Source organism: Cellulomonas sp. PS-H5 (assembly GCF_019265565.1).
GTDB lineage: Bacteria > Actinomycetota > Actinomycetes > Actinomycetales > Cellulomonadaceae > Cellulomonas.
Genome location: NZ_JAHVCI010000010.1, coordinates 1 through 13,614, shown reverse-complemented (window position 1 = coordinate 13,614; position 13,614 = coordinate 1). Strand labels below are relative to the sequence as shown.

At 76.8% G+C, this 13,614-nt stretch carries 9 protein-coding genes and 1 tRNA gene; 8 read left to right on the top strand and 2 right to left on the bottom strand.

All coding sequences use genetic code 11. The features are described from left to right. Position 1 precedes the first annotated feature (1 nt). On the top strand, positions 2–979 hold the full coding sequence (locus J5O08_RS06210; protein WP_147796155.1) for an ABC transporter permease: 978 nt from the start codon (positions 2–4) through the stop codon (positions 977–979). Continuing rightward, a complete protein-coding gene (locus tag J5O08_RS06205) occupies positions 976–3,318 on the top strand; it encodes a glycoside hydrolase family 3 N-terminal domain-containing protein (protein ID WP_218706024.1) in 2,343 nt (780 codons plus the stop codon). Before J5O08_RS06210 ends, J5O08_RS06205 begins: the two co-directional genes overlap by 4 nt. A 263-nt stretch (positions 3,319–3,581) precedes the next feature. On the opposite strand, the gene J5O08_RS06200 is transcribed toward J5O08_RS06205, so the two are convergent. Both J5O08_RS06200 and J5O08_RS06195 read right to left on the bottom strand, forming a co-directional pair. Then, positions 3,582–4,034, bottom strand: coding sequence for a hypothetical protein (locus J5O08_RS06200; RefSeq protein WP_218706023.1), 453 nt, complete (start codon positions 4,032–4,034; stop codon positions 3,582–3,584). 55 nt (positions 4,035–4,089) lie between these two features. Next, a tRNA-Arg gene (locus tag J5O08_RS06195) sits at positions 4,090–4,162 on the bottom strand. A gap of 163 nt (positions 4,163–4,325) precedes the next feature. Between J5O08_RS06195 and J5O08_RS06190 the strand changes: the two genes are divergently transcribed. From J5O08_RS06190 to J5O08_RS06165, 6 genes are all read left to right on the top strand, one after another. Then, entirely contained in the window at positions 4,326–6,017 is a 1,692-nt protein-coding gene (locus tag J5O08_RS06190; RefSeq protein WP_308281414.1) for a dynamin family protein, read from the top strand. After that, positions 6,014–7,498: a GTPase gene (locus tag J5O08_RS06185; RefSeq protein WP_218706021.1), complete on the top strand. Its 1,485-nt coding sequence runs from the start codon at positions 6,014–6,016 to the stop codon at positions 7,496–7,498. The genes J5O08_RS06190 and J5O08_RS06185 overlap by 4 nt, the downstream gene beginning before the upstream one ends. Before the next feature lie 269 nt (positions 7,499–7,767). Beyond that, a complete protein-coding gene (locus J5O08_RS06180) occupies positions 7,768–8,367 on the top strand; it encodes a single-stranded DNA-binding protein (RefSeq protein WP_218706020.1) in 600 nt (199 codons plus the stop codon). Positions 8,368–8,517: 150 nt separating this feature from the next. Next, positions 8,518–10,200: an energy-dependent translational throttle protein EttA gene (gene ettA, locus J5O08_RS06175; RefSeq protein WP_218706019.1), complete on the top strand. Its 1,683-nt coding sequence runs from the start codon at positions 8,518–8,520 to the stop codon at positions 10,198–10,200. Positions 10,201–10,548: 348 nt separating this feature from the next. Continuing rightward, a complete protein-coding gene (locus J5O08_RS06170; RefSeq protein ID WP_218706018.1) occupies positions 10,549–12,708 on the top strand; it encodes a GTPase domain-containing protein in 2,160 nt (719 codons plus the stop codon). After that, positions 12,705–13,614: GTPase family protein (locus J5O08_RS06165; RefSeq protein WP_218706016.1), on the top strand; the 910-nt coding region annotated here is incomplete at its 3' end. The genes J5O08_RS06170 and J5O08_RS06165, both read left to right, overlap by 4 nt.

Genomic DNA, 13,614 nt, shown 5'->3' with positions numbered 1-13,614 from the left:
GATGACGACCACCCAGCTCACCCCGCGGGGCCGCGGCGCCCGGCTCGGCGCGTCGTTCGCGATGTTCCGCAACGCCAAGTCGCTGACCGGCCTGTCGATCCTCGCGGTGTTCGTGCTCGTCGCGGTCTTCGCCGACCAGCTCGCCCCGTTCTCCCCGACGCAGATCGACGCGACCGCCCGGCTGCAGCCGCCGAGCGGCACGCACTGGTTCGGCACCACCCACCTCGGCGAGGACGTCCTCAGCCAGGTCATCTACGGCACCCGCGGCGTGGTCGTCGTCGGCGCGCTGACCTCGCTCATCTCGATGGCGATCGCCCTGGTCGTCGGCGTCCTCGCCGGCTACCTGCCCGGGTGGCGGTCCGAGGCGCTGTCCGCCCTGGCGAACGTCTTCCTCGTCATCCCCGGCATCCCGATCCTCATCATCATCGCCTCGCGGTTCACCAACCCGCCGCTGTGGGTCGTCGCCGCGATCCTCGGCATCCTGGGCTGGGGGTGGGGCGCGCGGGTGCTGCGGGCCCAGACGATGTCGCTGCGCAACCGCGACTTCGTGCAGGCCGCGAAGCTCAACGGCGAGCCGCTGCGCCGGATCATCGGGGTCGAGATGCTGCCGAACCTCACCGCCCTGATCGCCTCGTCGTTCGTCGGGTCGGTCACGGCGGCGATCCTCGGCCTGACCACCCTGTCCTACATCGGCGTCATCCCGGTCAACGCATACAACTGGGGCACCATCCTGAACTGGGCCTCGGCCCAGGGCGCCTTCACCCAGAACCAGTGGTGGTGGTTCCTGCCGCCCGGGCTCTGCATCGCGGCGATCGGCGTCGCCCTGGCACTGTTGAACTTCGGCATCGACGAGTACATCAACCCCCGGCTGCGTTCGGCCGGAGAGCTGGCCCGCGCCATGCGGCGCAAGGGCCTCGACACCACCGACGGCGTCACCGCCGTCACCTCGCACACGACGCAAGGATCGACCACCTCATGAACCCCACGTCCCTCGACGTCCGCTACCTCGACGCCAGCCTCCCCGTCGCCGACCGCGTGCAGGACCTGCTCGCGCGGATGACCGTCGAGGAGAAGGTCGGGCAGATGCTCCAGCTCGACGCCCGGGGCGACTACGTGGACGACATCCTGCACAAGCACGTGGGGTCGATCCTGCACGCGTCGCCCGAGCGGCTCGCGCACGCCCACGACCTGACGGCCGAGACCCGGCTGCGCATCCCGCTGCTGGTCGGCGAGGACTGCATCCACGGGCACTCGTTCTTCGTCGGGTCGACGATCTTCCCGACCCAGCTCGGCATGGCGGCGTCCTGGGACGTCGACCTCGTCGAGCAGGTCGCCCGGGTCACCGCCCGCGAGGTCGCCACCACCGGCGTGCACTGGACGTTCAGCCCGGTGCTCTGCATCGCCCGCGACCTGCGCTGGGGCCGCGTGGACGAGACGTTCGGCGAGGACCCGTTCCTCATCGGCGAGCTCGCCTCCGCGATGGTCCGCGGCTACCAGGGCACCGGCCTCGACGACCCGACGGCGATCCTCGCGACCGCCAAGCACTTCGCCGGGTACTCCGAGACCCAGGGCGGGCGCGACGCGTCCGAGGCGGACATCTCCCGGCGCAAGCTGCGGTCCTGGTTCCTGCCGCCGTTCGAGCGGGTGGCCCGGGAGGGCTGCGCGACCTTCATGCTCGGCTACCAGACGATGGACGGCGTGCCGATCACGGTCAACGACTGGCTGCTGAACGACGTGCTCCGCGGCGAGTGGGGCTACACCGGCACCCTCATCACCGACTGGGACAACGTCGGCCGCATGGTCTGGGAGCAGAAGGTGCAGCCCGACTACGCGCACGCCGCGGCCGCGGCGGTGAAGGCCGGCAACGACATGGTGATGACGACGCCGGGCTTCTTCGCCGGCGCGCTCGAGGCCATCGAGTCCGGCCTGCTCGCCGAGGCCGAGCTCGACGCCGCCGTGAGCCGCATCCTCACGCTGAAGTTCCGGCTGGGGCTGTTCGAGGACCCGCGCCGGCCGTCCGCCTCGGCGCAGGCGACCGTCGTGGGTGCGGCGGAGCACGCGGACCTCAACCTGGACGTCGCGCGGCGCTCGCTGGTGCTGCTGCGGAACTCCGGCGTGCTGCCGCTGGCCGGCGGGTTCGCGGGGGTGCCGGGGGCCGCGGCGCGCGGGGTCGAGGGCGGCGGGGTGCCCGCGCCGGGCGCGCTGCGGGCCTCGGGCGGCGACGACACCCCGCGCCGCGTGGCGGTCGTGGGGCCGCTCGCGGACGACCACGAGGCGCACCTCGGCGACTGGGCGGGCAACTCCGGCCAGGCCGACTGGCTGCCCGACGGCCACCCGCGGGACATGATCGTGACGATCCTCGACGGCCTGCGCGCCGCGGCGCCGGTCGGCTGGGCCGTGTCGCACAGCCGGGGCGCCGACATCCTCGACCTGGTGCCGGACCCGGCGGGGCAGCTCTACCCGGACGGCCAGCCGCGGCCGAAGATCGGCGTCCCGGTCGAGCCCGACGAGGCGCAGATCGCCGAGGCCGTCGCGGCGGCCGAGGACGCGGACTACGTCGTGGCGGTCGTCGGCGACCAGATCCAGCTCGTCGGCGAGGGCCGGTCCACCGCCACGCTGGAGCTCGTCGGCGGGCAGAACGCGCTCCTCGACGCGCTCGCCGCCACCGGGAAGCCGCTCGTCGTGGTGCTGCTCGCGTCCAAGCCGCTGGTGCTGCCGCCGTCGGTCGCGTCCGCCGACGCGGTGCTCTGGGTCGCGAACCCCGGCATGCAGGGCGGCCAGGCGGTCGCCGAGGTGCTGCTCGGGCTCACCGAGCCGTCCGGGCGGCTGCCGATCTCGTTCGCGCGGCACGCCGGCCAGCAGCCGACGTACTACAACCAGATCCGCGGCCAGCACGGCGACCGGTACGCCGACCTCACGCAGGAGCCGGCGTACGTGTTCGGCGAAGGGCTGTCGTACACCACGGTCGAGTACGCGGACCTGCGGCTGGACCGGTCCGTCGCGGGCGTCGGGGACACGGTGCGGGCGACGGTGACGCTGACCAACACCGGGACGCGGCCGGCGCGGGAGACCGTGCAGCTCTACGTGTCCGACGCGGTGACGTCGGTGTCCTGGGCGGACAAGGAGCTCAAAGCGTACGCCCAGGCGGACGTCGCGCCCGGGGCGTCGGTCGAGGTGACCGTGGACCTGGCGGTGGCGGACTGCACGATCGTCGACGCCGCGGGGCGGCGGGTCGTGGAGCCGGGCCGGTTCGACGTCCTCGTGGGCCGCTCCTCGCGGGACGCGGACCTGCTGCGGGCGGCGTTCGAGGTGCGCTGACGGGGCGGCGGGCGGGGGTCGCGCGCCCGCGACGCCGGTAGCGCGCGCCGCCCGCCCGCTGCGCCCCGCCCGCCGCGCATCGGCGCCTGCGCGCGGCGCCCGCCGACTGCCTATCCGACACGTCGAGTGCCTATCCCGGGGATAGGCACTCGACGTGTCGGATGCGCACTCGCGGGGCGTGGGGCGCACGCGCTGGTGCGCGGGCCGCGGGCGGGGCCCCGGGGTGCGGGCCGTGTTCGCAGAGCGCCAGGTCTCCCGCGCGCTCAGAACACCGCGCGGAGCAGCGCCACGACCGCGACGTAGAGCAGTACGGCGCCGGCGACTGCGCACAGCGCTCCCGCCCAGCCGCGCGCCGGGGTCGTCGCCCGGCGGAGCTGGCGGGCCGCGGCCCACGCCGCCCCGACGCCGAGCCCGGCCCCCGCGCCGCCGCCGGCCAGCGACAGCAGCAGGAGCGGCGCCAGCAGCAGCCACGCGCCCCGGGGCAGCGGCCGGTCGAGCGGGACGCGCTCGTCCCCGACCTCCAGCACCGGCAGCAGTCCCCGCCAGTCGAACGAGGTCGTGACGACCCGCTCGCCGTCGGACGCCGCGAGCCGGTACCGCCCGAACCGGTCCCGCGGCAGCTCCGCGCCGTCGGCGAGGACGCGCGGCGCCGACGCCCACGGCCGCTCCACGACCAGGTCGCGGCCGAGGACGTGGACCCGGACCGGCTGCGGCATGGTCGCAGTGTGGCGCGTGGGCGGCGGGCCCGCACGTGCGGGGCGGGCCCAGAGGTGCCCCCAGCAGGACTCGAACCTGCAACCGACGGATTAGAAGGCCGTTGCTCTATCCATTGAGCTATGGAGGCGTCGCCGGCCGCCGCGCGACGGGGCACGCGACCGGCGGACCCCAGGGTACGCGCCCGCCGCGGCCCGGTCCGGCGCCCCTCGGCGGGCCACTCGCAGAAGTCGCCGCAGGTCACACGGCGCGGACGTTTGGCCGCCTCCCCGTTCACACGAGAGGATGACGGCGTGAACGTGCAGGCGGAGAGCTCGGCGGCGCGGGACGTCCTCGACCGGCCGCTCGCCGCGACGTCCCTGCTCGACGCCCTGACCGACCTCCTGCGCGACGTGCGGGCCACCGAGTTCCCCCTGGAGGTGCCCGGGGTCGGCGCGGCCCGCGCGTCCCGGACCCGGCTGGTCGACCAGCTCGCGGACCACCTGGTCCCGCGGCTGCGGCAGCTGTCCGCGCCGGCGATCGTGGTGGTCGCGGGGTCGACCGGGGCGGGCAAGTCGACGCTGGTCAACTCGCTGGTCGGGACCGAGGTGACGACCGCCGGCGTGCTGCGGCCGACCACCCGGCGGCCCGTCCTGGTGCACCACCCGGACGACGCAGAGCTGGTGCGCGAGCACCCGGTCACCGACGCGGTGGAGATCGTCGCCTCCGAGCAGGTGCCCCGCGGCATCGCCCTGATGGACGCCCCGGACGTCGACTCGGTCGAGGAGGCGAACCGGCGCTCGGCGCACCGGCTGCTCGAGGCGGCGGACCTGTGGCTGTTCGTCACGACCGCGGCCCGGTACGGCGACGCGCTGCCGTGGCGGGTGCTCACCGGCGCCACCGAGCGCGGCGCGTCCGTGGCGATGGTGCTGAACCGCGTCGACCCGGCGTCGCTGCCGACGGTGCGGGGCGACCTGCTCGACCGGCTGCGCTCGCACGGCATGCAGGGGTCCCCGCTGTTCGTGGTCCCGGACCTCGGCCCGCACGAGGGGCTCATGGACCCGCCGCTGGTCGCGCCCATCACGCGCTGGCTGACGATGCTCGCGGGCGCCGACCGGGCGCGGACGGTGGTGGCCCGGACGCTGCGCGGGTCGTTCACCGCCCTCCGGCCGTGGGTCGACGAGCTGATCGAGGCGGTCGACCGCCAGGCCGAGGCCGCGGCGGCGGTGCGCACCGCGCTGGACGACGCGGTGCGCGCGCCGGCCGAGGACGCGCGGCGCACGATCACCCGAGGCGCCGTCGCGCAGGGCACGGTGCAGGCGCGCTGGACCGAGCTCACGGCGCCCGGTGCGGCGCTCGCGGACGTGCTCAAGGGCGGCGGCCGGGTGGACCGGTCCCGGCGCGCCGGGCGGGACCGTGCGGCCGCGGTCATGCCGCTGGTGCAAGACCTGGTCTCGTCCGCGAGCTCGACGCTCGCCGCCGTCGGCGCCGCGACCGAGACCGCGCTGCGCGACGCGCTGGCTTCCGGCCCCGCGGGTGCCACGACGCTCGCCGGCGACTGGTCGACCACGGACCGCGCCGCGGACCGGCCGCGCGAGGTCGAGCGCGCCGCCCGGGACTGGGTCGGCGGCGCCGTCGAGGTCCTGACCGCCGACGACACCGCGCCCGCGCCTGCCGCCGACGACCGCGCCGCGAAGCGCGCCGCCGGGAAGGCAGCCAAGCGGGCCGCCGCCGCGCAGCGCGCCCTCGGGGACGAGGGGCTGGCGGCGCTCGCGCTGGCCTCGGCCGCGGGGCTCGAGCCCGCCGACCGGATGCTGGTCGACCTGCTCGGCGACCGCGGCACCGCCGTGGCGATCACCCTCCGCGACCGGCTGGCGCAGCACGCCGCCGACCAGGCCGAGCGCGAGCGGGACGCGGCCGTCGCCGTGCTCGACCGCCCGGCGCTCGCACCCGACGCCGCGTCGACGCTGCGGCTGCGGCTGGCCGTGATCAAGGGGCTGACATGACCGACCCGCGCAGCGACACCGCGGCGCTCACCAAGCGGCTGACCCGGCTGGACGAGGCGCTCGCGGTGGGCGGCGACCGCGTCGACCCGGCGGTCGCGACCCGGGTCCGGGGCATCGGCGACCAGGTGCGGACCCGACTGGCGCTCGGCGTCGACCACACCGTCGTCGCGCTGCTCGGCGGCACCGGCTCCGGGAAGTCGAGCCTGTTCAACGAGATCTGCGGGCTGGAGTTCGCCGAGGTCGGCGTGAAGCGGCCCACCACGTCGCAGCCGACGGCGTGCGTGTGGGGCGGGGGCGGCGAGAGGCTGCTCGACTGGCTGGAGGTCGCCGAGGACCGCCGGATCGAGCGGGAGAGCGCCCTCGACGGGGACACCGAGGCGCCGCTGCGCGGCCTCGTGCTGCTCGACCTGCCGGACCACGACTCGATCGAGGACGCGCACCGCGAGGCCGTCGACCGGCTGCTGCCGATGGCCGACCTGCTGATCTGGGTCGTCGACCCGCAGAAGTACGCCGACGACTCGCTGCACTCCGGCTACCTCCGGGGGCTCGTGGGCCACGAGGGCGCGATGCTCGTCGTGCTCAACCAGGTCGACACCGTCCCTCCGGAGCAGCGCGAGGCGCTCGCGGCCGACGTCGGCCGGCTCCTCGCGGCCGACGGTCTGACGGGCGTCGAGGTGCGCACGACGTCCGCGCGCACCGGCGAGGGCGTCGCGGAGATGCGGGACACGCTGGCCGAGGTCGTCGGGCGGCAGAGCCTCGCGGCGCGGCGCGCGTCCGCGGAGATCACCGACGCGGCGCGGCTCGTGCAGGGCGAGGTCGGCGACGCCGAGCCCCCGGCGGACGCGCTCGACGTGACCCCCGTGGCGGTGACGCTGGCGCACGCGGCGGGCCTGCCGGCGCTCGCCGACGCGGTCGCCGCGGTGGTGCGGGGCAGCGCCACGACGGTGCCCGAGCTCGTCTCCGTGCAGGAGGGTGCCGTCGCGCTGGCGCGCAGCCAGTGGACGGACGCGGTCACGGCCCGGCTGCCGCGGCGCTGGGTCGAGGCGGTGCGCGGCGCGCTCGCCCCGACCGACGAGATCCGGTCGGCCGCGGACGAGGCGCTGTCCCGGGTGGCGGTCGTGACCCGGCGGTCGCGGCTCGCGGTGACCCTGCTGGTGCTGGCTGTGGTGCTCGGCGTCGGCGCGGTCGCGGCGGCCGGCGCGGGCGCGTGGCGCACGTGGGGGTCGGGCACCGGCCCCGAGGACGTGCTCCGGCTGGGCTGGCCGCTGGCCGCCGGCCTCGCGGTGCTGGCGGTGCTGTGCGCGTGGCTCGCCGTGCGGGCGCGGCGCGCGGCGGCGACCCGGCGCGCCGAGCGGGTGCGCCGGGACGGGCGCGAGGCGCTGGAGGGCGTCGCGCGGCGGTGCCTGGCGGAGCCGACGACGGCCGTGCTCGCGGAGCATCGGCGGGTCCGGGAGCTGGCCGCGGGGGCGCGCGAGGCCTGAGGGCTGCGCGGCGATCGCCCGGGAGGTCTGACGCCCGGGCGGCGATGGTCCGTACGCCGGTCACGGCGGTGCCGGCCGGCCGCGGCGGTGCCGGCCGGCCGCGGCGGTGCAGCTGCGGGATCACGGGGCGCCGAGCCGACCACAGGCCTCGGTGCCGCGCGTCGTCCCCAGGTCCGGCGCGGATGCCGCGCGCGGTCGGCGCGGGGACCGGCAGCGTCGTGCCCACGGCCGGCCCGCACGGGCGCCGGCCCCGGGCACCAGGAGGACGCATGGCGGTCAACGAGCTCACGGTCACGGTGGTCGGCTGGGTCGGCAGCGACCCGGTCCGCTACCTCGGCGACGACGGGCAGGTGCCGTTCACCAAGTTCCGGCTGGCCAGCACCCCGCGCGTGTACGACCGCGACCAGGACGGGTACGTCGACGCCGACACCAGCTGGTTCACGGTCAAGACGTTCCGGCACCTCGCGCTCAACGTCGCGGACGCGGTGCGCCGCGGGGAACCCGTGGTCGTGCATGGCCGGCTCCGGCTGGTCGACTGGGTGGCGCCCGACGGCCGACCGCGGACGACGGCCGAGCTGACGGCCGACGCCGTGGGGCACGACCTGTCCCGCGGGACGACGCGGTTCACGCGGACGGTGCACGCGACGCGCGGGTCGGACGGGCCGGGTGGGCCGGGCGACGCGGCGGGCCCGGGCGGCGCCGACGGGCCGGACCGCGCGGGAGAGGACCGCGACGGCCACCGCGGGGACGGACGGGCCTCGGACCCGGACGGCGAGCTCGTCCCGGTGGACGTGAGCCAGGCGGTGGAGCTGCCGGACGACGACCCGCTGGGCGACGAGCTCGCCCCGGCCGAGCGGCTCACGGCCTGAGGCGCACCGCCGGGCGGCTGCTCACGGCGACGGCGCGGTCCGACGGGCCGGGATCGCCTAGGCTGGGGGATCGCGCCGTCGCCCGGCACCGCGAGGTCGCCCGGCGCGCGCGACACCGGAACCGACGACCCCGAGGCGGACGAGAAGCCAGTGGCTGAGTTCATCTACAGCATGTACAAGGCGCGGAAGGCGCACGGCGACAAGGTCATCCTCGACGACGTCTCGCTGAACTTCCTGCCCGGCGCCAAGATCGGCGTCGTCGGGCCGAACGGCGCGGGCAAGTCGACCATCCTCAAGATCATGGCCGGGCTGGACCAGCCCTCCAACGGCGAGGCGCGCCTCAGCCCCGGCTTCACGGTCGGCATCCTCCAGCAGGAGCCGCCGCTGAACGAGGAGAAGACGGTCCTCGGCAACGTCCAGGAGGGCGTCGCCGAGATCAAGGGCAAGATCGACCGGTTCAACGAGATCTCCGCCCTCATGGCCGAGCCCGACGCGGACTTCGACGCGCTGCTGGCCGAGATGGGCCAGCTCCAGGAGGCCATCGACGCCGCCGACGCGTGGGACCTCGACGCCCAGCTCGAGCAGGCGATGGACGCCCTGCGCTGCCCGCCGCCGGACGCCGACGTGACCGTGCTCTCCGGCGGTGAGCGCCGCCGCGTCGCGCTCTGCAAGCTGCTGCTCGAGAAGCCCGACCTGCTGCTCCTCGACGAGCCCACCAACCACCTCGACGCCGAGAGCGTGCTCTGGCTCGAGCAGCACCTCGCGACCTACCCCGGCGCCGTCCTGGCGGTCACCCACGACCGGTACTTCCTGGACCACGTCGCGGAGTGGATCTGCGAGGTCGACCGCGGCCGGCTGTACCCCTACGAGGGCAACTACTCCACCTACCTGGAGAAGAAGGCCGCCCGCATGGAGGTGCAGGGCAAGAAGGACGCCAAGCTCGCCAAGCGCCTCAAGGACGAGCTCGAGTGGGTGCGCTCCTCGGCCAAGGGCCGCCAGGCCAAGTCGAAGGCCCGTCTGGCCCGCTACGAGGAGATGGCGGCGGAGGCCGACCGGACCCGCAAGCTCGACTTCGAGGAGATCCAGATCCCGCCGGGCCCGCGCCTGGGCAGCGTCGTGCTGGAGGCCGAGAAGCTCGAGAAGGGCTTCGGCGACCGCGTCCTCATCGACGGCCTGAGCTTCACGCTGCCGCGCAACGGCATCGTCGGCGTCATCGGCCCGAACGGCGTCGGCAAGACCACGCTGTTCAAGACGATCGTGGGCCTGGAGCCGCTCGACGGCGGCTCGCTCAAGGTCGGCGAGACGGTGTCGGTGTCCTACGTCGACCAGTCGCGCGGCGGCATCGACCCCAAGAAGACGCTGTTCGAGGTCGTGTCCGACGGGCTCGACTTCATCAAGGTCGGCAACGTCGAGATGCCGTCCCGCGCCTACGTCGCCTCGTTCGGCTTCAAGGGCCCGGACCAGCAGAAGCCCGCGGGCGTGCTGTCCGGTGGTGAGCGCAACCGCCTCAACCTCGCGCTCACCCTCAAGCAGGGCGGCAACCTGCTGCTGCTCGACGAGCCCACCAACGACCTCGACGTCGAGACCCTCGGCTCGCTGGAGAACGCCCTGCTGGAGTTCCCCGGCTGCGCCGTCGTGGTGTCCCACGACCGGTGGTTCCTCGACCGGGTGGCGACGCACATCTTGGCGTACGAGGGCACCGAGGAGAACCCGGCGAACTGGTACTGGTTCGAGGGCAACTTCGCCTCCTACGAGGAGAACAAGGTGGCCCGGCTCGGCGCCGACGCCGCCCGCCCGCACCGCGTGACGTACCGCAAGCTCACGCGCGACTGAGCGACCCCGCACCACCCGCAGCGGCCGCCGCCCCCTTCCCGGGGGCGGCGGCCGTTGCTGCGCCAGGGCCCGGCGGGCCCGGGACGTCCGGAGACGGACCGGGACCGGCCCGGGACGGCCCGGTCCGCCACACTGCACCGCCGAGCGCCGCCCGGCACCGCCCGGCTCGGGCACGCCTGGCACCGCCCGGCTCGGGCACGCCTGGCACCGCCCGGCTCGGGCACGCCTGGCACCGCCCGGCTCGGGCACGTCTGGCATCGCCCGGCACCGCCCGGCCGATTCGTCGTCCCGGTGCGTGGGTACCCCGCGGGAGGGCGGGGAGGGTCGGCGGACGGCAGGATGGGCGCCATGGCCGACGACACGCCCCCGCCCGCCGCCGGCGCGGTGACCGGCGCGGACGCCGCGCTCGCGGACGCCCTCGACCGGCTCCGAGCCCGGCTGCGAGACCTCGCGCTGCCGCTGGACGCCCCCGGCGCCGCGCAGGCCCGCGGCGACCGTCGGGCCGCGCTCGACCAGCTCGACGACTACCTGCTGCCGCGGCTCCGCTCGGCCGGGGCGCCGCTGCTGGTCGTCGTCGGCGGCTCCACCGGGGCCGGGAAGTCGACGCTGGTGAACTCGCTGCTCGGCGAGCGGGTCAGCGACCCCGGCGTGCTGCGGCCGACGACGCGCTCCCCGGTGCTGGTGCACCACCCGCTGGACGCGGGCTGGTTCGCCGGGGACCGGGTGCTGCCGGGGCTCGCGCGCCTGGCGGGGGACCGCGGGCCGAGCACGGGCGCGGGTGCGGACGCCGAGCCCGGGGCCGCGGCGGTCCGGCTGGCCCCCAGCCCGGCGCTGCCCCGCGGGCTGGCGCTGCTGGACGCGCCGGACGTCGACTCAGTCGAGGAGGCGAACCGCCGGCTCGCGGCCCAGCTGCTCGCCGCGGCCGACCTGTGGCTGTTCGTCACCACGGCCGCGCGGTACGCGGACGCGGTGCCGTGGGACCTGCTGCACACCGCCGCCGAGCGGCACGCCCAGGTCGCGCTCGTCGTCGACCGGGTCGACCCCGGGTCCGAGGCGGCGGTCGAGGACCTGCGCCGGATGCTGGACGCGAACGGCCTGTCCGCCGCCCCGCTGTTCGTGGTCGCGGAGGGCGTGGGCCCGGACGGCCTGCTGCCGGAGGACGCGGTCGGACCGGTCGCGGCGTGGCTGTCGGACCTCGGCGGCGACGCGGCCGCCCGGCGCGCGGTCGCGGTCGCGACCCGGGACGGCGTGGTCGACGACCTGGCGGGTCGCGGGCTGGCGCTCGCGCGGGCGGCCGACGAGCAGGTGGTCGCGGCGGCGCGGTTGCGGGACGCCGTCGAGCGCGCGTACGCCGAGGCGGCGGCCCAGGTCGGCGCGGCGACGTCGGACGGCGCGATGCTCCGCGGCGAGGTGCTGGCGCGCTGGCAGGAGCTCGTCGGCACGGGCGACCTGCTGCGGTCCGTCGAGCGCGGGGTGGGGCGCGTGCGGGACGCGGTCGTCGGGTTCCTGCGGGGCCGGCCTGCCGCGCCCGCGCCCGTCGAGCAGGCGATCGCGCACGGCCTGGCCGCCGTCGTCCTGGACGCGGCCGACGCGGCGGCCGAGCGCACCCATGCCGCCTGGCGCGGCGACCCGTCCGGCGCCGGGCTGCTGCCGGACCTCGGGCTGTCGCGGTCGTCCGCGACGCTGCGGGCCGACGTGGACCGGGAGATCCGCGCGTGGCAGGCGGACGTGCTCGCGCTGGTCGGCGAGCAGGGCGCGCAGCGGCGCGGCACCGCTCGGGCGCTGTCGTTCGGGGTGAACGCGCTGGGCGTGAGCCTCATGGTGCTGGCGTTCGCCTCGACCGGCGGGCTCACCGGGGTCGAGGTCGGCATCGCGGGCGGCACGGCCGTGGTCGCGCAGAAGCTGCTCGAGGCGGTGTTCGGCGACGACGCCGTGCGCCGGCTGACCGCGGAGGCCCGGGAGCGGCTCGACGCCCGGGTCCGCGGGCTGCTGGCGGGGGAGGCGGCCCGGTACACGGCGCAGCTCGACGCGCTCGTCCTCACGGGCGGGGAGCCGCTGCGGAGTGCGGCGACCGCGGTCGCGGACGCGGCGCGGGCGGAGCGCGCGGGACGGGGTGCGGAGAAGACGGGCGTGGGTCGCGCGTCCGCGGAGGGCGCGGATGCGCGCGAGGCGGTCGCGGGTCACGCGGGCGCGGGCGGGCAGGGCGCGAGTCGCGCGGGTGCGGACGCCCTCCCGGCAGCCGCCGGCGACGCCCCCGCCCCGGCCGGCACGACCACGAGCCTGCGGGGCGCGGACCGGTGGCGCGCGGTGTCCGGGCAAATAGGGCCGGGCCGGGCCCCGGGCGCGGGCGGCGGCACGTGGTCCGCCGCGACCGCGTCGGCCGGAGCCGGTGGTCGGTCCGGCGCCGGGGTCGCGGACGGTGGCAGCACGCACGGTGATGCCGACGGCGACGACCGTCCCCGCGGCGGGTTCTGGCGGCGGCTGCTCGGCCGGGAGGACCGCGGATGAGCCTCCCGCTGCACGACCGCGTCACCGCGCTCTCCGCGGCGCTCGACGCGGGGGAGGGCCGGCTGCCCGCGGACGTCGTCGCGGACGGCCGCGGGGTGCTGGCGCGGGTCGGCGAGCGGGCGGCCCTGTCTGCCGAGCATACCGTCGTCGCGCTCGCCGGGGCCACTGGGTCGGGCAAGTCGTCGCTGGTGAACGCCCTCGTCGGCGAGGAGATCGCCCGGCCGGGGGTGCAGCGGCCGACGACCGGTGAGGCGCTCGCGGCCGTGCGCGGGCCCGGCGCGGACCCGCTGCTCGACTGGCTCGGGGTGCGGCGGCGGCACGCGCTGCCGACCGGGTCGGGCGCGGCGGGCTCGCGGCTGGTGCTGCTCGACCTGCCGGACCACGACTCCGTCGTCGAGGCGCACCGGCTGCGCGCCGAGCACCTGATCGAGCGGGTCGACCTGCTGGTCTGGGTCGTCGACCCGCAGAAGTACGCCGACGCCGCCCTGCACGAGCGCTACCTGCGTCCGCTCGCCCGGCACGCCGAGGTGGTCGTGCTCGTGCTCAACCAGGCGGACCGGCTCGCGCCCGCCGAGGTCGACGCCGTGCTCGGCGACCTGCGCCGGCTCGCGGCCGCCGACGGGCTACCCGGCGTGCGGACGCTGGCCGTGTCGGCGCGCACAGGCGAGGGCGTGCCCGCGCTGCGCGACCTGCTCGACGACGCCGCCGAGCGCCGCCGGGTCGCCGTCGCGCGGATGACGGCTGACGTCGAGGTGGCCGCGCGCCGGGTGCTCGACGCGTGCGGGGCGGCGCCGGGCCGGCGGCGCGGCCGGGAGGACGGCGGCCTGCCGGCGCTCGCGGACGCGCTCGCCGAGGCCGCGGGTGTGCCGGTGGTGGTCGAGGCCGTGCGGCGCGCGGCGGTGCGCC

Coding starts and splice junctions, on each gene's coding strand:
- J5O08_RS06205 (WP_218706024.1), top strand. CDS start 976: ATGAACCCCACGTCCCTCGACGTCCGCTACCTCGACGCCAGCCTCCCC.
- J5O08_RS06210 (WP_147796155.1), top strand. CDS start 2: ATGACGACCACCCAGCTCACCCCGCGGGGCCGCGGCGCCCGGCTCGGC.
- J5O08_RS06180 (WP_218706020.1), top strand. CDS start 7,768: ATGGCGGTCAACGAGCTCACGGTCACGGTGGTCGGCTGGGTCGGCAGC.
- J5O08_RS06170 (WP_218706018.1), top strand. CDS start 10,549: ATGGCCGACGACACGCCCCCGCCCGCCGCCGGCGCGGTGACCGGCGCG.
- J5O08_RS06200 (WP_218706023.1), bottom strand. CDS start 4,034: ATGCCGCAGCCGGTCCGGGTCCACGTCCTCGGCCGCGACCTGGTCGTG.
- J5O08_RS06185 (WP_218706021.1), top strand. CDS start 6,014: ATGACCGACCCGCGCAGCGACACCGCGGCGCTCACCAAGCGGCTGACC.